General features: G+C 44.3%; 18 protein-coding genes and 5 pseudogenes. 18 read left to right on the top strand and 5 right to left on the bottom strand.

Annotation, left to right across the window (positions count from 1 at the left end; all coding sequences use genetic code 11):
- Positions 1-4: 4 nt before the first annotated feature.
- The 4 genes and pseudogenes from CD000_RS12560 to CD000_RS12545 all read left to right on the top strand — a co-directional run bounded on the left by CD000_RS12560 (position 5) and on the right by CD000_RS12545 (position 4,155).
- Positions 5-1,053, top strand: a pseudogene (locus CD000_RS12560) (RNA-guided endonuclease InsQ/TnpB family protein).
- A 148-nt stretch (positions 1,054-1,201) separates the two neighbouring features.
- Positions 1,202-1,870 (top strand): annotated as a pseudogene (locus CD000_RS12555) (aldo/keto reductase); the annotation flags it as partial.
- A 147-nt stretch (positions 1,871-2,017) separates the two neighbouring features.
- Positions 2,018-2,710, top strand: coding sequence for a zinc metallopeptidase (locus CD000_RS12550; RefSeq protein WP_033009347.1), 693 nt, complete (start codon positions 2,018-2,020; stop codon positions 2,708-2,710).
- Between the two features lie 98 nt (positions 2,711-2,808).
- Positions 2,809-4,155 (top strand): hemolysin family protein, encoded by a 1,347-nt coding sequence (locus CD000_RS12545; protein ID WP_096226290.1) that lies wholly within the window; start codon positions 2,809-2,811, stop codon positions 4,153-4,155.
- Positions 4,156-4,225: 70 nt separating this feature from the next.
- Here the strand turns inward: CD000_RS12545 and CD000_RS12540 are convergent, their stop codons facing one another.
- Complete coding sequence (locus CD000_RS12540) at positions 4,226-5,137, bottom strand: RluA family pseudouridine synthase (RefSeq protein ID WP_096225779.1); 912 nt, start codon at positions 5,135-5,137, stop codon at positions 4,226-4,228.
- 138 nt (positions 5,138-5,275) lie between these two features.
- On the opposite strand from CD000_RS12540, the gene CD000_RS12535 reads away from it, so the two are divergent.
- Positions 5,276-5,674, top strand: coding sequence for a YhcU family protein (locus tag CD000_RS12535; protein WP_095858886.1), 399 nt, complete (start codon positions 5,276-5,278; stop codon positions 5,672-5,674).
- Positions 5,675-5,709: 35 nt separating this feature from the next.
- On the opposite strand, the gene CD000_RS12530 is transcribed toward CD000_RS12535, so the two are convergent.
- Both CD000_RS12530 and CD000_RS12525 read right to left on the bottom strand, forming a co-directional pair.
- A complete protein-coding gene (locus CD000_RS12530) occupies positions 5,710-6,186 on the bottom strand; it encodes a thioredoxin family protein (protein ID WP_096225778.1) in 477 nt (158 codons plus the stop codon).
- Complete coding sequence (locus CD000_RS12525) at positions 6,183-6,620, bottom strand: disulfide formation protein C (protein ID WP_011230072.1); 438 nt, start codon at positions 6,618-6,620, stop codon at positions 6,183-6,185. The genes CD000_RS12530 and CD000_RS12525 overlap by 4 nt, the downstream gene beginning before the upstream one ends.
- A gap of 173 nt (positions 6,621-6,793) precedes the next feature.
- Here CD000_RS12525 and CD000_RS12520 point away from each other — a divergent pair, with 173 nt between their 5' ends.
- Together CD000_RS12520 and CD000_RS12515 are read left to right on the top strand one after the other, a co-directional pair.
- Positions 6,794-7,240: a CBS domain-containing protein gene (locus tag CD000_RS12520; RefSeq protein WP_011230073.1), complete on the top strand. Its 447-nt coding sequence runs from the start codon at positions 6,794-6,796 to the stop codon at positions 7,238-7,240.
- A 116-nt stretch (positions 7,241-7,356) separates the two neighbouring features.
- Complete coding sequence (locus CD000_RS12515) at positions 7,357-9,114, top strand: phospho-sugar mutase (protein ID WP_096225777.1); 1,758 nt, start codon at positions 7,357-7,359, stop codon at positions 9,112-9,114.
- A gap of 47 nt (positions 9,115-9,161) precedes the next feature.
- Here CD000_RS12515 and CD000_RS12510 read toward each other — a convergent pair whose 3' ends face one another.
- Entirely contained in the window at positions 9,162-9,419 is a 258-nt protein-coding gene (locus tag CD000_RS12510; RefSeq protein ID WP_013146280.1) for a YhdB family protein, read from the bottom strand.
- Positions 9,420-9,599: 180 nt separating this feature from the next.
- Here CD000_RS12510 and CD000_RS12505 point away from each other — a divergent pair, with 180 nt between their 5' ends.
- Entirely contained in the window at positions 9,600-9,848 is a 249-nt protein-coding gene (locus CD000_RS12505) for a hypothetical protein (protein ID WP_025039331.1), read from the top strand.
- A 29-nt stretch (positions 9,849-9,877) separates the two neighbouring features.
- Here the strand turns inward: CD000_RS12505 and CD000_RS12500 are convergent, their stop codons facing one another.
- Positions 9,878-10,486 (bottom strand): DedA family protein, encoded by a 609-nt coding sequence (locus tag CD000_RS12500; RefSeq protein ID WP_096225776.1) that lies wholly within the window; start codon positions 10,484-10,486, stop codon positions 9,878-9,880.
- A 161-nt stretch (positions 10,487-10,647) separates the two neighbouring features.
- Between CD000_RS12500 and CD000_RS12495 the strand changes: the two are divergent.
- The 10 genes and pseudogenes from CD000_RS12495 to CD000_RS12445 form a co-directional block, all read left to right on the top strand.
- Positions 10,648-11,442, top strand: a pseudogene (locus CD000_RS12495) (SpoVR family protein); the annotation flags it as partial.
- Positions 11,443-11,754: 312 nt separating this feature from the next.
- A complete protein-coding gene (locus CD000_RS12490) occupies positions 11,755-13,626 on the top strand; it encodes an RNA-binding domain-containing protein (protein ID WP_011230079.1) in 1,872 nt (623 codons plus the stop codon).
- Between the two features lie 88 nt (positions 13,627-13,714).
- Positions 13,715-14,347 carry a hypothetical protein gene (locus CD000_RS19220; protein WP_021322734.1) on the top strand — a complete coding sequence of 211 codons (633 nt, stop codon included), beginning with the start codon at positions 13,715-13,717 and terminating at the stop codon, positions 14,345-14,347.
- A gap of 230 nt (positions 14,348-14,577) precedes the next feature.
- Positions 14,578-14,997, top strand: a pseudogene (locus CD000_RS12480) (transposase); the annotation flags it as partial.
- Between the two features lie 317 nt (positions 14,998-15,314).
- Complete coding sequence (locus CD000_RS12475) at positions 15,315-15,788, top strand: PCYCGC domain-containing protein (RefSeq protein WP_011230081.1); 474 nt, start codon at positions 15,315-15,317, stop codon at positions 15,786-15,788.
- A gap of 136 nt (positions 15,789-15,924) precedes the next feature.
- On the top strand, positions 15,925-16,647 hold the full coding sequence (locus CD000_RS12470) for a ZIP family metal transporter (protein ID WP_012749256.1): 723 nt from the start codon (positions 15,925-15,927) through the stop codon (positions 16,645-16,647).
- A gap of 291 nt (positions 16,648-16,938) precedes the next feature.
- Positions 16,939-17,247, top strand: a complete 309-nt coding sequence (locus CD000_RS12460; RefSeq protein ID WP_011230084.1) for an ArsR/SmtB family transcription factor — start codon at positions 16,939-16,941, stop codon at positions 17,245-17,247.
- A gap of 14 nt (positions 17,248-17,261) precedes the next feature.
- Positions 17,262-18,209 (top strand): cation diffusion facilitator family transporter, encoded by a 948-nt coding sequence (locus CD000_RS12455; RefSeq protein WP_011230085.1) that lies wholly within the window; start codon positions 17,262-17,264, stop codon positions 18,207-18,209.
- 25 nt (positions 18,210-18,234) lie between these two features.
- Positions 18,235-19,281, top strand: coding sequence for a flavin-containing monooxygenase (locus CD000_RS12450; RefSeq protein WP_011230086.1), 1,047 nt, complete (start codon positions 18,235-18,237; stop codon positions 19,279-19,281).
- A 325-nt stretch (positions 19,282-19,606) separates the two neighbouring features.
- Positions 19,607-20,958 (top strand): annotated as a pseudogene (locus tag CD000_RS12445) (Nramp family divalent metal transporter).
- Positions 20,959-20,966 lie beyond the last annotated feature (8 nt).

The raw sequence follows: 20,966 nt of genomic DNA, 5'->3' as shown, positions 1-20,966 counted from the left end.
TCAGTTGCAAACCATCACCTTGAATATTCGTTTTTTCCCCACAATCCTCAACTGCTTCGTCAGTTGGGAGAAGAGTATATTCGAGTGGTGAATGAATTGACTGAACAAATGGAAGACCAAAAATCCTTTCCTAAAATCACAACGAAGCATGTCAATGCCAATCTCCCTTCCGCTGTGTTAAATCAAGCGATTCGAGATGCAAGAAGTGTATTTAAAAAGATGAAAAAAACAGGGAAACGTCCGATTCTCAAAAAGCGGGTTTATTTTGTCAATAATCAAAACTATTCCATTGGCAAAGATATCATCGCTTTCCCTATTATGCAAAATGGGAAAGTGAAAAAGACGAAATTCCGTGCCATGATCACCGAACGTGATCAAAAGTTTCTTGCGAATGCGAAACTTGGACTCATGCGAATCGTTGAGAAGTCAGGGAAATGGTATGCTCAAGTGTCGATCGACGTCCCTGTAAGTGAAAAGGACAATGAAAAAGTCATGGGTGTCGATCTTGGATTGAAAGTTCCGGCGGTGGCGGTCACTTCCACAGGAAAGACTCGATTTTTTGGCAATGGCCGTATGAACAAATATATACGCCGCAAATATCAAGAACAGAGAAAGAAGTTAGGAAAACTCAAGAAGTTGTCTGCCATTCGAAAATTGAACAATAAAGAACATCGTGTAATGACGGATATCAATCATAAAATCAGCCGCCAGATCGTCAATCTGGCCATTCAAGAAGAGGTATCTGTTATCAAATTAGAGAAGCTGACGAACATTCGTCAGACGGCAAGAACAAGCCGTAAAAACGAAAAACACTTGCATACATGGAGCTTTTATCAACTTTCCAAGTTTATCGAATATAAGGCGAAATTAGCTGGAATCTCGGTTGTGTATGTGGACCCGAAATACACATCGCAACTCTGCCCGCAATGCGGAGCAAAGAACAAAGCGAAAGACCGTCAATACCGTTGTCAAGCCTGTGGGTACACGACCCATCGAGATCGCGTGGGTGCATTAAATATTATGAGTGTACCTGTGATGGATGGAGTAGCGTAAGCGAAAGTCCATCAGCCTACGGAGCTATACGCTCTGCCGTAGGACGGGCTGATGACACAGCCCTGAACTTGGGCGTTGTCCGAACCAGAAATGGATGAGGGCGTTAACGACCCAAGAATCCCACGGCTTTAGCCGTGTGGAGTGTCAAGAAAACGAAGAAGGGGTCGGGCAAGCGATCCGTGAATCCGGCATTCCGCGCGAGCAAGTATTTGTGACGACGAAAGTATGGAACACCGACCAAGGGTATGAGACGACGCTGAAGGCGTTTGATGCAAGCTTGAAAAAGCTTGGGTTTGATTATGTTGACCTGTACTTAATCCACTGGCCGGTGAAAGGGAAGTATAAAGAGACGTACAAAGCGCTGGAAAAGCTGTATAAAGACGGCTATGTGCGCGCGATTGGCGTCAGCAACTTCCAAATTCACCATTTGCAAGATGTGCTGGCTGACTGCGAAATTAAGCCGATGGTCAACCAAGTCGAGTACCATCCACGCTTAACGCAAAAAGAGCTGCAGGCGTTTTGCCGGGAAAACGGCATCCAGCTTGAGGCATGGTCGCCGCTTATGCGCGGGGAAATTTTAACCGAACCGACAATCGTTGAAATTGGCAAAAAATACGGGAAAACGCCAGCGCAAGTCGTGTTGCGTTGGGATTTGCAGCACGGCGTCGTGACGATCCCGAAATCGGTGACGCCGGCGCGTATTAAAGAAAATGCCAACCTTTTCGATTTTTCGTTGACAGCCGAGGAAATGAAGCAAATTGATGCGTTAAACTTGAATAAACGGATTGGCGCCGATCCAGACAACTTCAACTTTTGATAAACAGGATCGGCCAAACAGCGCCCGTCGTCGGCGCTGTTTTTTCTATAAGAGAAATGAAACCAAGGTGACATATTTGACGTATGAAATGATGAACAAGTACAATAAATAATAGTATACACAATTGAAAAAACGGAGGGTGCTGAGATGCTATTCCATCCGATGGATATTTTCATTTTTATCGCCTTCTTCATATCGCTTTGGGCGCAATGGAAGGTATCAAGGAATTTCAATGCCTGGTCTGAAGTTCCAGCCTCATCGGGGTTGACGGGGGCGGAAGTGGCGCGCATGATTTTGGACCGCCACGGCTTGCATCACGTGCCGGTTGAGGTCGTTCCGGGACGATTGTCCGACCATTACGATCCAATTTCCCGCACTGTTCGTTTGTCGGAACCTGTCTTTTACGGGCGTTCGATCGCTTCCATTTCCGTTGCCGCCCATGAGGTCGGTCATGCGGTTCAGCATCAGCAAGGGTATGCGGCGCTCGTTCTTCGCCACCGGATGTTCCCGGTTGTGAATTTGGCTTCCGGCGTGGCTCCGTTTTTACTGCTGGTTGGGTTTTTGCTCCATCAATTTTCATTGATCGGTCTCGGCATTTTGTTCTTCTCACTGGCGGTGGCGTTTCAAGTCATCACGCTGCCGGTCGAGTTTAATGCGAGCGCCCGGGCGAAACGGTTTATCTTGGCGGAAGGAATTATCGCTCCGGATGAAGTTCGCGGCGTGAACAAAGTGCTCGGCGCAGCGGCGTTGACGTATGTGGCCGCGACATTGATCGCCGTATTTGAGCTGTTGAAGTATGTGCTCATCTTTACCCAAGGGAACAATAACGAAGAGTCGTAATGCGTTGTGCCGCCTTAGGCTGTCCGCCGTTGGCGGCATGGCGAAACTTTTGCACGCAGGAGGTGTACCTGGGCGCTTCATCCGCGCTCGGAGATGAATTGGACATAGCCAGTTTGCTGTTAGTGGCGCTGCTTATTGCCTGCACCGCCTTTTTCGTCGCTTCGGAATTTGCGATCGTCAAGGTGCGCAGCACGCGCATCGACCAACTTATCAATGAAGGCAATAAACGGGCGATCGCGGCGAAAAAAGTGATTTCGAACTTGGATGGCTATTTATCGGCGAACCAGCTCGGCATTACGCTCACCTCGCTTGGGCTTGGCTGGCTTGGGGAGCCGACGGTGGCGCGGATGTTGCTGCCGCTGTTTGAACGCCTCCATTTATCGGAATCCGTTTCCCACTTTTTAGCCTTTATTATTTCGTTTTCATTGATCACGTTTTTGCATGTTGTTGTCGGCGAATTGGCGCCGAAAACATTTGCTATTCATAAAGCAGAAGCGATTACGCTGTGGACAGCCAAGCCGCTCATTTGGTTTTACAGAATCATGTACCCCGTGATTTGGTCGTTAAATAACACAGCCCGATTAGTGACGCGCCTGTTTGGCCTCAGGCCGGTGGCGGAGCACGAAATTGCCCATTCCGAGGAAGAGTTGCGCCAAATTTTATCAGAAAGCTATAAAAGCGGGGAGATCAATCAATCCGAGTATCGCTATGTCAACAACATTTTCCGCTTTGACGATCGCATAGCGAAGGAAATTATGGTGCCGCGCAAAGAAATTGTCGCGCTCGATATTAACAAAAGCGTGAAGGAAAACCTGGAGATCATCCAGGAGGAAAAGTATACGCGCTACCCGGTCATTGATGGCGATAAGGACCATGTGCTCGGGCTCATTAACGTGAAGGAAGTGTTTACGGATTTCATCGCCAACCCGTCCCATGATAAACAGATCAAAGACTATATCCGCCCGATTATTCAAGTGATTGAATCGATCGCCATTCACGATTTGTTGGTCAAAATGCAAAAAGAACGCATCCATATGGCGATTTTAGTCGACGAGTACGGCGGCACATCCGGATTGGTAACAGTTGAGGATATTTTGGAAGAAATTGTCGGTGAAATCCAGGATGAGTTCGATATCGATGAAACGCCGCTTATCCAAAACATTGGCGATCGGTTCATTTTGGATGGCAAGGTGCTCATTAGTGAAGTGAACGATTTGTTAGGGCTTGAAATCGATGATGACGATGTCGATACAATCGGCGGTTGGGTGTTGACGAAGCATTATGACATCAAAACAGGCGATACTGTGGAAATCGACAACTATCTCTTTACGGTCAAAGAGATGGATGGTCATCACGTCAAGACGCTCGAGGTGGTGAAAAAAGAACCGGATCGAGAGGAAGAAAGCGAAACGGCGGACGTTGAAGAAGAGCAGCTGCGTTTGTAAGGCAGACGGGGAAACGTCTGCCTTTTTTGCGTCTGCCTTGGAGGCGCCTGCTTTGGCGTGCCGCGAAACGTTAGCAGTGTTCTTGGCTGTAAACGGATGGAAGGGGAACGGGAAAGTCGTCCGTCGGTGCGAGGCAGACGACTTCCTCATTTGTAAACGGGTGGCGGAACGTTAGTTTAGCGGCATGCAGCGCATGACGATGAAATATCGGCTGGCCGCCGTAAAGCGTGTCGCCGACGAGCGGATGGCCGAGATGGGCCAAATGGACGCGAATTTGGTGCGTCCGTCCAGTCTCGAGAGAAAGCTCGACAAGCGATGTTGACGGGAATGTTTTGATGACGCGATAGTGTGTCACCGCTTTTGCCCCCGTCTTCGAGACGCGCCGGCGCGTTGGATGGTGGCGGTCGCGGCCGATTGGCGCGAAAATGGTTCCTGATTTCGGGGACAAACGACCGTGAACAAGGGCGACGTACGTCCGCTTGATGGCACGGTGGGCGAGCATCCGGTCGAGCGTCGCACCGGCAAGCGGGTGTTTGGCAAATAAAATCGCTCCCGACGTGTCGCGGTCAAGTCGGTGAATGTGGCGCACTTTTGTTAAAATTGCCTGCGACTGCAAATAAAAGGAAACGGCATTCGCAAGCGTGCCGGTTTGCCCCGGTTCGGACGGATGAATGTCGATGCCGGCTTCTTTGTTCAAGACGAGCAGATGGTCGTCCTCCCATAAAATCGAAAGCTCCCGATATTCTGGAACGATGAACGACGGCTCCGGCTCATATGCGTAAAGCTGAAGCCGGTCGCGTTCGTTGAGCATCGTCTTCCAGGGAACAGCCTGGCCGTTCAGTTTGACGCCGTGTTCCATCCGCCAACGGTGGGCGAGCTTTTTCGAGGCGGCCCATACGTCTTTCAGGAGCTGTTCAATCGTCAAACCGCTCCACCAGCTAGGGATGATGCATTCCAGCCAATCGCCTTTTCTTGTCCACAAAGGTTGTCACACTCCCAATTGTTTGTTAGCTGTGGAAACACTTTCTACCCCTATCCTTGCGCGAGATATGGTACACTCATAGTATCGTCTTAGTGATGGAAAACGCAAGCATTGCGGCGAGAAAAGGTGGTAGGGACGTTGAAAATGATGTATGCAGCGACTCCGGAACAAGAGCATTACATGCAGTATTTGCTCAACTACTTTTATACCGATGTGTTCCCGTATTACTTCGATGATGAACAAATTCGCCAGTTTGAGGAATGGGGCATTCTTTCGCTGAACGATGGCCATGTTGCATATAATGGGACGATGAAAGAGGCATTCCAAATTATTTCTGCGCTGCAGTCGCTGATCACCGTCATTGAATATATCGGGGAACATGGAGAGTGCGATCAATACGAGTGGTTGTTTGTCCGCAATCAAAACATTTTGGCTCGCCATGGCATCACGTTCCCATTTCGGGCCAAGCAGTTTGCCCACAAGCGGGCGATGCCGTGCAGCGTGTATGTTCCCGCTGCAAGCCAGTGGGTGATGTAGCGCAAGGGGCTGCGTCTTGTAAAAGGCGCATCCCCTTATTTTTTTGGCATTGGCAACGAAGCAAACCATCGGCGGAACGTTTCCTCATCATGGTATCCTTCGATGCGTTTTATCTCTTTGCCGTTTTCATAATGGACAATGGTCGGGGTTGCTTCGATATGGTATCTGTCCCACCCGTCTTCGAATTCAAGCAAGTTGAACAGCTTTAAATCGATGCCAAGCTCCTTTGCGAGCGGCACGACGATCGGCGTTGTCCGCTGGCAGTGAGGGCATGTCGGGCTGTAAAAGTAAACGGTGAGCGTCTTGCCGTCAGCCAGCTGCTGTTTCAACTCCGCGGGCAAAATAATGTTGCGGTAGTTCGGGTCGTCAAGTTGGGCGATGGTGGCTGGGTTGAGCTCACTTTTATGGTAAGGATTGTTGCTTGCGGCTTCTTTTTGTTCGTACATCGTAATAAACGCGATCGCAGCGAACAGGACGACAATGATGCCGCCAAATGCGAGCAGTTTTTTCAACGTTCGCTCTCCTTTCTTTGCTGGCGCATGACGGTCCAACTTAACAACATAATGATCATAAAGGCAGTGAACGCCAAAAATGGAATAGTGATAAATCCAAGCCAGTTTATATATTGCCCTGTGCACGGAATGCGGCCGCAGCTGATGGCGTATTCTTGAAGCAGCGGAATTTTTTGCAATCCATAATGATACAGAGAAATACCCCCGCCAATCAATGACAGTGTGAAGCTATAGCGAGCTGCCGCAGCGTCTTTGCGCACAATGGCGATTCCTAAAATCACGACTTGCGGGTACATAAAAATGCGTTGAAACCAGCAAAGATCACAAGGAATAAAGCCGAGCACTTCAGAAAAATAAAGGCTTCCGAGCGTGGCGATGAGCGCGGTCGCCCATGCGGCCAAAAGCAAGTTCTCCGCACGTTTTTCTCGTTCCATGTTCTCTCCTTCTTCCCATCATGTTCCCGATCTTGCCTCCGTTAGCTCCATTATAAGGGATGGAAAACGGCACGTTCATTCATAACCGGCAAAGGGCAGGAAAGAAAACAACATTTTCTATCTATATTGCTCGACAAACGAGCCATACTAATCGGTGAAAGGGGAGGATCACATTGACGAACAACAGCGGAAACAAAGTGCAGGACATTATGACGAAAAACGTCGCAACGATTTCGCCGAACCAAACGGTGCAAGAAGCAGCGCAAATCATGAGCCAAAAAAATATTGGGGCGCTTCCGGTTGTGGAAAACGGGCAAGTCAAAGGGATGATTACGGACCGCGATATTACGTTGCGTGTTTCGTCCCAAGGAAAAGACCCGTCGACCGTCAAAGTAGCGGAGGTCATGACGAACCAAGTCGTCACCGGTACGCCGAATATGAGCGTACAGGAAGCCGCGAATGTCATGGCCCAACATCAAGTTCGCCGTTTGCCGATCGTGGAAAACAACCAGCTTCAAGGCATTGTTGCGCTAGGCGATATTGCGACGAACAGCGCATCAAACGAAGCGGCTGAACAGGCGTTGACGAACATTTCGGAGCCGTCGCAGCCGCAAGGGTAATGGGGGAAAAAGGATGCCCACATTTTTTCCAGGGCATCCTTTTTCTTTTGGCAGGTATATTGTATGATGGGAGCGAATACATAAACAGGGAAAATGAAAATCAAGGGGGAACAGGGATGGAGTGGAGACAAAAATACGAACAATGGCTGCGTGAGCCGCAGCTCGATCCGGAATTGAAGCGGTTGTTGGAACAACGCCGCAATGATGAACGATGGCTGGAGGATTGCTTTTACAAAAATCTCGAATTCGGCACCGGCGGCATGCGCGGCGAGATTGGCCCGGGGACGAACCGAATGAACATGTATACGGTGCGAAAAGCGTCGGAAGGATTGGCGCGATACATACAATCGTTTGGGGATGAGGCGAAGCAATGCGGGGTCGTCATTGCCTATGACTCCCGGCATAAGTCGCCGGAATTTGCGATGGAGGCGGCGAAAACGTTGGCGACGAACGGCATTCAAACATACGTGTTTGATGAATTGCGTCCAACGCCGGAACTGTCGTTTGCTGTTCGCTATTTGCGGGCGTTTGCCGGCATTGTCATCACCGCTAGCCATAATCCGCCCGAATATAACGGCTATAAAGTGTATGGAGAGGACGGGGGACAGTTGCCGCCTGCTGTCGCCGACCAAGTGATCCGCTATGTCAATGAAGTCGAAAATGAGCTCGCCATTCATGTGGAAGATGAGGAAACGTTAAGAGAAAAAGGCCTTATTCGCATCATCGGAAGCGAAGTCGATGATGCTTATATCCATGCGGTCAAAACGATTTCCATCCATCCGGAGCTCGCTCGGGAAGCGGCGATCAATATCGTGTTTACGCCGCTTCACGGCACGTCAAACAAACCGGTGCGCCGCGCGCTCGCTGAGCTCGGCTACCAAAACGTCTTTGTCGTCAAAGAGCAGGAGCTGCCGGATCCGAATTTCTCGACGGTCGCCTCGCCCAATCCGGAAGAACACGCGGCCTTCGCTATGGCGATGGAGTTGGGCAAGCAAGTGAACGCCGATCTGTTGATCGCCACTGACCCGGATGCCGACCGGATGGGAGTGGCGGTTACAAATGACAAGGGAAACTATGTCGTGCTGACCGGCAATCAAACCGGCGGCTTGTTGCTCCACTATTTGCTGTCGCAACGAAAAGCTCAAGGCACTCTGCCGGAAAATGGTGTTGTCTTAAAAACGATCGTGACATCCGAATTTGGCCGGGAAATCGCTGCATCATTTGGCCTTGAGACTGTCGATACACTCACTGGATTCAAATTTATCGGCGAAAAAATGAAGGAATACGAACAAACAGGGCAATATGCGTTCCAGTTCGGATATGAGGAAAGCTATGGGTATCTGATCGGCGATTTTGTCCGCGACAAAGATGCCGTGCAGGCGGCTGTCCTCGCGGCGGAAGTGTGCGCGTTTTATAAAAAGCAAGGGCTATCGTTGTATGAGGCGCTCTTGCAATTGTTTGACCAGTACGGCTATTATCGCGAGGGACAACGATCGCTCACGCTGAAAGGCAAAGAAGGAGCAGAGGCGATTGCCGCGATTTTAGCGTCGTTCCGCCAACAGCCGCCGGTGGAGGCCGCGGGGAAAAAGGTGACGGTGATTGAGGATTACAAAACGAAAGAGCGGACGAACACGTTGACCGGCGAAAAAACGGCCATTGATTTGCCGACATCCAATGTGCTCAAGTATATCTTGGAGGATGGCTCGTGGTTTTGTCTGCGTCCATCAGGGACGGAGCCGAAAATGAAGGCGTACTTCGGCGTCAAAGGGACGTCGCTGGAGGACAGCGAAGAAAGACTAGCCCGCTTAACAGAAGCCGTCATGCAGCGCGTAAAGGATGTGCTCAGCACCGTTTCTCCTTCTTATGCGCAATGATCAGCACAATCTGCGGGGAATTGGCATCGGCCAATTCCCCGTTCGTTTTACGAGTAAAACTGCGCGTACTGCTCGACTCCCATTTTTTGTTCGCTCACTTCAAGTGCATGGTCAATATAGCGAAGCAAGGCGTGCAACCGCTCCTGGATGACGGAGTAGTCATGTTCAAAATTATAAGCGTGGAGAAACTTTTCAATTTTTTTTGACAGAATATCATCAGGCGTACGCACCATTAAAATGAGCAAATTGTCCCATTCGGAGCGATGCGTGTAATAGAGCGCCTTATCATAGTCGACGGTGTTCAAGCGGCATGCCTCCTTTATCAAGAAGGAGTCATTGTTAGTGTATGACGGGAAGGCGTTTTGTTGCCCTGTAAATGTTGCGACAGAAGGCAAAATATAAATTATAACCGAAATGAAAACGAAAAAGGAAAAATAAATGTTGCAATTTTGTGACAAGGGTAGTATCCTCAAAATAAGGGGATGATGAGAATGAACAAACGGCACGAAGGGCAAGAAATGATCAACATGTGCAAATGGATGGCGTCAGTGGGATTGATTGTCGGAGTCGTACTGTTTTTGCTTAGTTTTATCGCAAGCGCTTACAACAAAGACTATTTCTTGACGATCATCAGTCTCGGCATTATCGGGGCCTCGATGTTTATGTTCGGATTCGGCCTGTTTATGGGATTGCTGACAGAAACGTATCACCGCGGTCCGCGCGAGAACGTATAGCGTGCATCGAGAAATGGAAAACACCGGGATTACACCGGTGTTTTCCGCTTTTGTTGCATGTACCAATAAAGGATGGCGAAGCCAAGAGCGGCCAAAAAGATGGGAAATAAGAACGGACGGTAGGCGTGGATGTACTGCTTGACGGCCATCCAGCGGCTTTCAAAATAGGCGGCGCCGATCGTTAAAAAGACGGCGACCCACACCATCGCCCCGCTGTAGGCAAACAAGGCAAACTTTCTCAAACTGTAGGCGTTTGTGCCGGCCCAAAAGGCGGCGAGATGCCGAACACCGGGGATGAAATAACAAATGAACAATACCGCTGGGCCAAGTTTTGAAAAAAGCGCTTTCGTTTGCTCGAGCCGTTTCTCGGTTAGATGGAATTTGGCACCGAATTTATGCAAAAACGGCAGCCCTAATGTGATGCCAAGGATATAACTGAGTGAAATGCCTGCGATCGCCCCGAACCAACAGGCGAGAAAGGCGAGCGGATACGAAAACGCCCCCGTTGAAACGCGGTAACCGGCATATGTCAACAGCAGCTCGTCGGGGATCGGCAGCCCAACAATGCCGAGCATCAGCGCAACCATAATGCCGATGTAGCCGAAGTGTTCGATAAGATAATGCAAATAGTGCTGCAAATGACCCCCACGCTTTGCCGCGATTTCTTGTATATGACCATTATAAGCCAACGGTCCACAAATGAAAATGGGGCGCTGCGCGTTCATGCCAAACGATGGAACGTATCAAAACGCCGTTTCCCTCATACATTGTGATAAGAGGAAAAAGAGGGGGGAGATGGATGCGGCAGGACGAGCTGAAAGAGCTGGAACGGGCCATTGCGGAGATTACGGAAATTGCGGAAGGATTTGGCCTTGACTTTTATCCGATGCGCTATGAGATTTGCCCGGCTGACATTATTTATACGTTTGGCGCTTACGGGATGCCGACGCGGTTTTCCCACTGGAGCTTTGGGAAACAGTTTTACAAAATGAAGCTTCATTATGATTTAGGGTTAAGCAAAATTTACGAGCTCATCATCAATTCGGACCCTTGCTACGCGTTTTTGCTCGATACGAATACGCTCATCCAAAATAAGCTGATCGTCGCTCATGTATTGGCGCACAGCGACTTTTTCAAAAACAACGTCCGCTTCAGCAACACGAAGCGGGATATGGTGGAAAGCATGGCGGCGACAGCAGAGCGGATCAAACATTATGAGCACCAATACGGAAAATGGGAAGTGGAAAAGTTTCTGGATGCCGTCTTAGCCATTCAGGAGCATATCGATCCGTCGCTGTTGCGGCCAAAGTTGTCATGGACGTGGGAGGATACAGAGGTGTATGAGGAAGAAGCCCCGCCTAAGACATCCACGCCATATGACGATTTATGGACGCTCGATGAGCGAAACAAACCGAAAGCGCCGCCGCGGAAAAAGCGCCGCAAGTTTCCGCCGCAGCCGGAAAAAGACGTTTTGCTGTTTATCGAAGAATACAGCCGTGAACTTGAGGACTGGCAGCGCGACATTTTGACGATGATGCGCGAGGAAATGCTCTATTTTTGGCCGCAGCTAGAGACAAAAATCATGAACGAAGGCTGAGCTTCGTTTTGCAAAGGAGCTTTAAATATGTAAATGAGGAATCACTTGTATACAGAAGTGATTTTTTTATTTGTTTGATGTTGCAATTTTTAATTATTGCTCATTTGATTAATGGTTTGCTGTATGGTTCGATAATGTTTAGTGATCATGCTAAAATAACGTTTGTAATACATTTTTGTCTTAGTGAATCATAAATTTCTTTGACAAATGGAAAATTGTATAATTTGTTGAATGTTAAAAGGATTGTTTCTTTTCGTTGTCAAATAATTTGTATTAAATATTAGAAATTTAAAGGGGATATATGGCGGAATGGACGCGAAGGATTTGTTGCGTATTATAGACGATGGAGAAAATGCCGAATTGGAATGTAAGGCAGCCAAAGGCGGGTTACCGAAAGATGTTTGGGAAACGTATTCTGCTTTTGCGAATACAAATGGCGGTATTATTTTGCTTGGGGTCGAGCAAAAAGGACAAGAGTTTTTCCCAGTCGATGTTGATGCAAAAAAGTTAGTTAAAGACTTTTGGGATGGAATTAATAATCCACAAAGGATTAGTAAAAATATCTTAGTGGATCGAAATGTAGAAATTGTTGAAGTTGACGGAAAAGAAATCGTGAAAATTTATGTTCCAAGAGCTTCACGTGAGGACAAGCCAATTTATATTGGTCATAATCCTTTTACAGGTACATATCGCCGCAATTATGAAGGAGACTATAAATGTACAAAAGAAGAAGTACAGCGAATGATAGCGGACCAATCTCCAATTCCTCAAGACAGCAAAGTTCTTCCCAATTACGGTTTAAATGATTTGAATATGGAATCGGTGAGAAGTTATCGAAATCGCTTTTCTTCTTTGAAACCAGATCATCCTTGGAATGGTTTAGAACTGAAGGAATTTTTATATAAAATTGGAGCTTTGGGAAGGCTACGCGAAACCAACGAGGAAGGGCTAACATTAGCCGGGTTGCTCATGTTTGGGGAAGAGCGCAGCATTACAGAGTATTTACCGCAGTATTTCTTAGAATATCGGGAAAAGAGTTCGGATGTGCCGGGGGAGAGATGGACAGATCGGATTATTTCTTCCGACGGCACTTGGTCGGGGAATTTGTATGATTTTTATTTTAAAGTCATCCGTAGACTAACGGATGATTTAAACATTCCTTTTCAAATGGAGGGGCTTTTTCGCAAGGATGATACAAGGGTGCACGCTGCTCTTCGTGAGGCTTTAGTCAATACGTTGGCTCATGCCGATTACTACGGGCAACGCGGAATTGTTATCGAAAAGGAAAAGATGTTATTTCGATTTTCCAACCCGGGTGTTCTTCGGATTCCTTTGCAACAAGCACTGAAAGGTGGAATAAGTGATCCGAGAAATCCAACGATTTTTAAAATGTTTATGTTAATCGGACTTGGTGAACGGGCAGGGTCGGGGATTGAGAATATTCATTTGGCGTGGAAAGAACAACATTGGACTGCCCCAGAATTAATTGAAGAATTTCAGCCGGATCGCACGATTCTTACGTTGCGAACAACTTCATTATTACCGCAGGAAAGCGTCGATTTTCTAAAAGCAGTTCTTGGGAAACATTATAAGTTTTTAACCAATGATGAAGTATTAATTTTAGTGACGGCACATCAAGAAAATTATGTGACCAATACGAGATTGCAAAGCCTGACAGATAAAAAGAGTGATGAAATAAGCAAATTATTATCCGGACTGGTGGAAAAAGGATATTTAGAACCAAATGGACAAGGAAGAGGTACAAAATATACGCTAACGGAAATGTTTCATCAAAAGTCTATAGGGAACTCCAGATATAATCGGATAAGCTCCGGACCTAATGTTAATAACTCCGGACCTAACGCTGCTAACTCCGGACCTAACGAAAACGAACAAACAAAAGATCATGAAAAAGTGCTATTGGATATTTCTGAATTAGCAAGGAAGAAAAAGAGATTAAATCCTTCCGAAATGGATGAGATCATTTTAAATCTTTGTGCAATTAAGCCGTTAACGCTCAAAGAATTAAGTCAATTACTGAATAGGCAGATGGATCCTCTTCGCAAAAAGTACATTTCACGATTGCTTAAGGAAGGGAAATTAGAACCGCTATATCCAGAGCAAATAAACCATCCGAAACAAGCATATATGACACGATCTCTTTTTACAAACCAGCATTAGGATATTGGATTCCTAATGCTGGTTTATTGTTATTAGACAAATTTCCCTTCTCATATAGTTTTACAAAATATGATGGGGAGGGGTACGAATGAAGCTTGATGGGATTTGGATGGAATCCATTGAATTAGATAAAATTGTCCCCATATACGTTGAAAATGTTTCAAAAAGAGCAGTAGAGAAAATGGTCAAAATATTAGAGGGAGGGGATCAGTTAAGCAGCCATGTTATTGTTGAAAAGGATCGAACGGAAGATAAATATTGGTTAGTTGCGGGGTACCCAGAATACTTAGCATATAAAAAAATGAATGAAATGCATAAAAGGTGCCCAAAAATATTTTGCGTTATTCAGCGATATTCGAATGAAACAGAACAAAGAATTAAGTTGCTACGGAGGATGTTCCATCATCAAACAACAAAGTGGTTGGACAAACATATGTTGATTGATCAAATGGTTAATAGCGGAGTAAAGGTTGTCACGATAGCCCGAAAGCTGGGAGTTACTCAAGCTGAGATTGAAAATTATTTTGTCCATCCGGATATTCCTTTTGACATAATCAAAAAAGCCCGGGAAAATGAAGGAAGTTTGATAAACATAGAAAAAATTCGCAAATTGCCAATCCATTCAATGCTTAAACACAAGTTATATCAGCAAGCAGTATTACCAAAAAGTCACCCTGACCGATTGGTGATGTATAAAAGTTTGTGTAAAACATTTTGCTAGAACAAAAGAAAAAAGGTAGGGTATTCTCTGATTGGACCAAAAATCTTAGAGAAAGGAGAACCCTACCTATGTCTAAAAGAAGTATACCGAATGTCGACTGGGCAAATCAACTGGAAAGTGTTATTCGTCAATTTGTGAAAGAAAAATTAGAGCTGATTATGCGGGAAGAAATCAAACATTTCCTCGAAATCGAACAGGCTCGAACACCGAATAGGAGAAACGGCTGCTATCTCCGTTGTGTTCGGAAAAAAGATCAATTCGAAATGGCGGAGGACCTGAAACTCATTTATCGTTCTCCGAATAAAGAAATCGCATTGGAGATGTTTCAACAGTTTCAATCCAAATGGTCTCACAAATACCCAAGGGAAGTCCAATCGTGGGCAAATGAGTTGGATGTCCTTCTCACCTTTATGGACTATCCGAGCAGTATTCGAAGTGTGATTTATACAACCAATGCCATTGAACGAACGATCAAAGAGATTCGGAAACGTCTAAAGCCGATGAACAGTTTGAGCAGTTTAGAAGCCGCGGAAAAAGTCGTGTATTTGACCATCCAAGATTTTAATGAGAAATGGGCAGGGCGAAAGTTAAGAGGATTTGCCGAAGCACAGGAAGCCCTCGAGCGAATGTTTGAAGAACGTTACAATTAACCAAATAATGTAAATATCAAACCAATACGATAAGGGGATTCTCCCTTTCTGCGCAATAGACTGAATATTCAGTCCCTCGTGTGGAGGAAACTAGTCCCCTATCCATTCCAAATCCATTTCAGAGATACCCTATCTATCTTGCATTACACAAAATTCTTGACGGTACCTATTATAACTGATCATATTATAGTTGACTAATATAATATGTTGATTTAGCTTTATAAATTGACAATATTTTGAACAATTTATTATTACGCTGAATATGTCCACCCCTTATGATATATTAGTCATGTCTAATGTTATAAGAGGTGACAAGGATGAAATATAAGGGAATGATTGTTTTACTTCTGCTCACTTTGATCATTTCGGCTTGCAGTTCCAATAAAGAACAATCACATCAAGAGCATTCTTCCAATGGGGATTTGCAAGAAAAAACTGCTTCTGCTGACGTTTTACCGACCTTTTTGAAAGGTCAAAGTGAAGAGGTCCGCTTGGTATATCAAGCTGCTGGCAAATCAATAGAGTTGTTACAATGGATTCCTTGTTATTGCGGTTGTGCCGAGAGTGCGGGACATAAAAGTAGTATGAATTGCTTTGTCAAAAAAATCAATAAAGATGGTTCTGTTGTCTGGGATGACCACGGTACTCGTTGTGGTGTTTGCTTACAAATCGCAGCGGAATCCATTAAAATGAAACAAGAAGGTAAGTCTATAAAGGAAATTCGCCATTACATTGATGAAAAGTACAAAGAAGGTTACGCAAAACCAACTAAAACTCCAATGCCTTTATAATAAACAAACCTCACTTTTCCGAAAACGAAGGCTTTACAATCCTCCCACGGTGGAGGATTTTTTGTTTTCTTAAGGCATATTTTATAAGTTTGGCAGATATAAAAGTAAAGACAACTTAGTACAAGGGGGATGATGGATGAACTCACTTTGGCTTTTAGGGTTTTCTGCTTCTGCTATTGGAATGTTATCTGGCGGAGTGATTGCTTGGTTGTTTAAAGGCTGGCAAAAAGGAACGCCAACCATTTTTTCAGTATGTAGTGGTATGATATTTGGACTGGTCACGATGGAAATTTTGCCTGAAAGCATAGAAATTGGAGGTTGGTTTATTGCTATTGTCGGATTGATTTTTGGTTATTTTATTTATAAGCATCTAGAAAAGGTTTCCCATCATGTGATCATTATTACCAATGACGCTAAAAAAGACTTATTTGTACATTCTGGTCTATTTTTAACATTCAGTATTGCCCTACACAATTTTCCAACAGGCATCGCACTTGGAGCCAATACTCACGATTCATTGACTAAACCAATGATGACTGCGATTATGCTTCACAATATTCCAGAAGGTATTGCTGTTTTTACTCCCTTGCTGATGGCTGGGTTTGGAATTCTCAGCATCATACTTGGGGCAACCATAGCCTCCGCCCCCATAGGAGTTGGAGCATTCATCGGAAGCAATTACGGAATGGGGGTTCCTTGGTTAGTAGCAATGATTATCGCATTGGCGATGGGGGTAATGCTTTCCGTGACGGGAAAAGAAATTTTTGGAACAGCTTTACGCGCATCTACCAAAATATACTGTGTTATCATGGCTATAATCGGTTTTATATTGGTTTCATTTTACTTGTTTTTTCTGTAAAAAACTTGAGGATAACGTCATACGGGAACTTGAAGAAGAATTTACAAAAGATGTGCTGATATTCGAAAGGACAGCTCACTGCTGTCCTTTTTATACCCTTAAATCGCCATGTTGCAAGTCCGATTTTTCCACCTGAACGGTTGTCATCATCCTCCTTCCATTCATTATGAGCTAAATAACCCATTTTCATGAAAAAACATTTCCTAAACTTGACAAAAAAATGAATATAAAATATGATACATACATATGAACATATGCTCATATATAATAAATAAAGTGAGGGGAATCATCATGAAGATGGAAGACCATTCTTTCTTAAAATCTGAAACCATTGAAAATGTATCGCGAATATTTAAGGTATTAGCCGATCCAACACGAATCAAAATTCTTTATTTGTTATCGCAAGAAGAGTGCAATGTCAATCACATTGCAGAAGTGTTGGAAATGTCTCAATCAGCCGTTTCCCATCAACTTAGTATGTTACGAAATCTGAGACTGGTTAAGTATCGCCGTGAAGGAAAAACACTGTTTTACTCCTGCGATGACGAACATGTTATTTCATTATTAAAACAAGCCATTGACCATTCTGAACATCATTAAGGAGGTATTTTATCATGCATCATCATCACCACCATCATTCTCACGACCACCATGGTCATCACCATCACCACGGACATCACCATGATCACAGTAGAGAAGGAAATAAAAAAGGGCTTACAATTGCCCTTCTCATTACCGCTGGAATTATGTTGTTAGAGTTTTTCGGAGGTTTAATCACAAACAGCCTAGCCCTTCTTTCTGACTCTGGTCATATGCTTAGTGATGCTAGTTCACTTGTTCTTAGCTTAGTGGCAATTTGGTTTGCCACCAAACCAGCTTCCCCCAATAAAACGTATGGCTTTTATCGTTTTGAAATCTTAGCCGCTTTGTTTAATGGAGTTACCTTGTTTGTTATCGCTGGATTTATTATTTGGGAAGCAATTGAACGTTTTTACAATCCTCCAACCGTGGCTAGCGGCTCTATGATGCTGATTGCGTCCATTGGACTTTTTGCCAATCTTTTAAGTGCCTGGGCGTTAATGAAAAAAGGGGATGTAAAAAATAATGTCAATCTGCGTAGTGCCTATCTTCATGTGATCGGTGACGCTTTGGGTTCCGTAGGTGCTATCATCGCTGGGCTTGTCATGTGGCTCTTTAGTTGGTATGTCGCTGACCCCATTATTTCCATTTTGGTTGCCTTATTAATCTTGAAAGGCGCTTGGGGAGTGATTAAACATACGGTTCACATTTTGATGGAAGGAACGCCAATTACCATTGACCAAAATGAAGTGAAAAAAGCCTTAGAAAGTATTGAAGGAGTGATTAACGTTCACGACCTTCATATTTGGACAATTACTTCAGGGTTAGACTCATTAAGTTGCCATATTTTGATTGAAGATCATCAAGACAGCCAAAAGGTTTTACAAGAAGCGATCCATTTTATTGAGGACCACTTTAAAATTCAGCATGCAACCATTCAAATTGAAACCTCTCAAATCCATCACGGGGAAATGAAAGTTTAATCCTTTTCAGAAGAGAGGTGATAAAATGCAACACATCGTTGATGTTCTGGTTATCGGTGCTAGTCAGGCAGGACTAGCGATGGGATATTATCTGAAACAAAATAATATATTGTTTGCCATTGTTGGCAAGGAAAATCGAATCGGAGATGTTTGGAGAAACCGATATGATTCCTTAGTTCTTTTTACTCCTCGCTGGTTCAGTTCTTTGCCAGGAATGGCTTTAAAGGGTGACCCGAACGGATATCCAACCAAGGATGAAATTGCCGATTATTTAGAGGATTATGCTCAAAAATTTGAATTACCTATTCATCTGAACACAGAAGTCATTTCCCTTCAAAAAGAAGATGAGATTTTTAAAGTTACAACCAATAATGGTAATTATGTGGCAGAGAAAGTGGTTGTAGCAACGGGTCCTTTCCAAAAGCCATACATTCCACCATTTGCAGAAAGCTTATCCGATAAAGTGTATCAAGTGCATACATCCCGTTATTTGAATCCATCTCAATTACAAGAAGGCTCTGTTTTGGTAGTCGGTGCGGGAAATTCAGGGGCACAAATTGCTGTTGAATTGTCCGAAGACAGAGAAGTTTATTTATCTGTAGGTCATAAAATGAAGTTCTTTCCACTTGAAATAATGGGTAAAAGTATTTTCTGGTGGTTTAAAAAATTAGGTTTATTAAATGTCCATATCAACAGCTCGTTAGGTCAGTTTATCAGTAAGCAAAGTGACCCTATTTTCGGTAAAGAACTGAAACATTTAATACAAGAAGGCAAAATTAAAATTAAACCCAGAACAGAAAGTATTTTAGGAGATGTTATTTCTTTTGCAGATAACAGTCAAATTCAAGTTCAAAATGTCATTTGGGCAACTGGATTTTATTCTGATTACAGTTGGATTCAAATTCCGAATGTTTTAGACCATAGAGGAAAGCCCATTCACCAAAGAGGGGTAACTTCTGTGAAAGGATTGTACTTCTTGGGATTGCCGTGGCAGTATCGAAGGGGATCTGCTCTTATTGGAGGAGTGGGTGCCGATGCAGAGTATTTGATAAATGATATTTTAAACCATTGAAGGTGCTTGCAATGTTGTGGTTAGAACTTTTTATAGCCCTTCTAAGCTTAGCGTAAGTGGGAGAGTATTCATTCAAACATAAGCTTCAAATATCATTAAATGGTTTGAACAAGGTCAGTACCTTGTTCAATATTTTAGCGATCTTAAACTAACAAACGATAAAAGTTTCCATTGACTAAAAAAGTTTCTGATGTACAATTTATTTAGGCAACATTTTCTTTGCTCTTACATATATCTAATTCTAAGTTGTAGGAGCAAATTTTTTTACCCCAAAAGTTTCCTTAATGCAAAATATTTAGCGAAAACCAATCATGAGGTGATCATCATGAGTGAAAATATAAAAAAACTGCCGTTAGTCGTTGAGGAAGGTTGGAGAAAGAAACGGACACAACCAACATTGCCCGAAGTATATAGAAGTTTGCGTATACCAAAAACGGGTTCTTGGATGAAAAAGTTTCTTGCGTTTGCTGGACCAGGATACTTAGTTGCCGTGGGGTATATGGACCCGGGAAACTGGGCGACTGATATCGCAGGAGGTTCCCAGTTCGGATACACGTTGCTTTCCGTTATTTTGCTTTCCAATTTAATGGCAATATTGCTTCAAGCATTGGCTGGCAAGTTGGGAATTGTAACGGGAAGGGATTTAGCCAAGCTTGTCGCGACCATTACAGCAAGCCTGTAGCAATGATCTTATGGGTTTTATGCGAGTTGGCAATCGCAGCTTGTGATCTAGCCGAAGTGATCGGTTCGGCAATCGCTTTGAAATTGTTGTTTGGCATTCCGTTAATATATGGAGTGATTATTACAGCTCTGGATGTACTGGTCGTATTGCTATTACAGAATAAAGGGTTTCGTTATATTGAAACGTTGGTAATTGTTTTAATTCTAACCATTGGTGCTTGCTTTGTGACTGAAATCTTTCTTTCTAAGCCAGATGTAGGTGGCATATTGAAGGGATTTGTTCCAAGCCCAGAGATTATTAACAATCCATCCATGCTCTATATTGCAATCGGTATTTTAGGTGCAACCGTAATGCCTCATAATCTTTATCTGCATTCTTCCATTGTGCAGACACGTCAATACGAACAAACCAGCTCGGGTAAACGACAAGCGATCAAATATGCCACTTGGGATTCAACCATTGCACTCTTTTTCGCTTTATTTATTAATGCATCTATCCTTATTGTTTCTGCTGCTACATTCCATAAAGCAGGAATGAAAGATGTTGCGGAGATTGAAGATGCTTATCACTTGCTTGCTCCACTGCTTGGAACAACACTTGGAAGTATTTTATTTGGAGTTGCTTTGTTGGCTTCTGGTCAAAACTCCACATTAACAGGAACCTTAGCTGGTCAAATTGTGATGGAAGGTTTTCTAAACATTCGCCTTCCTGCTTGGTTAAGAAGGCTGATCACTCGATTGATTGCCATTGTCCCAGCCGTTGTTGTAACTGCTCTTTATGGCGAAAGCGGAACGGCTCAATTACTTATTTTGAGCCAAGTTATTCTTTCTTTACAGCTCTCTTTCGCGGTAGTGCCTCTCGTTCAATTCACTAGCGATAAAAAGAAAATGGGCGAGTTCGCAAATCCATTATGGTTGAAAGTTCTTGCTTGGATGGTAGCGATGGTGATTATCAGCTTAAACGCATATTTATTGTTCCAAACATTCTTTGGTTAAGAAATAGT

The sequence above is a fragment of the Geobacillus sp. FJAT-46040 genome, from assembly GCF_002335725.1.
GTDB lineage: Bacteria > Bacillota > Bacilli > Bacillales > Anoxybacillaceae > Geobacillus > Geobacillus thermoleovorans.
The sequence above is the reverse complement of the archived record's forward strand: the minus strand, read 5'-3'. Positions and strand labels throughout refer to the sequence as shown.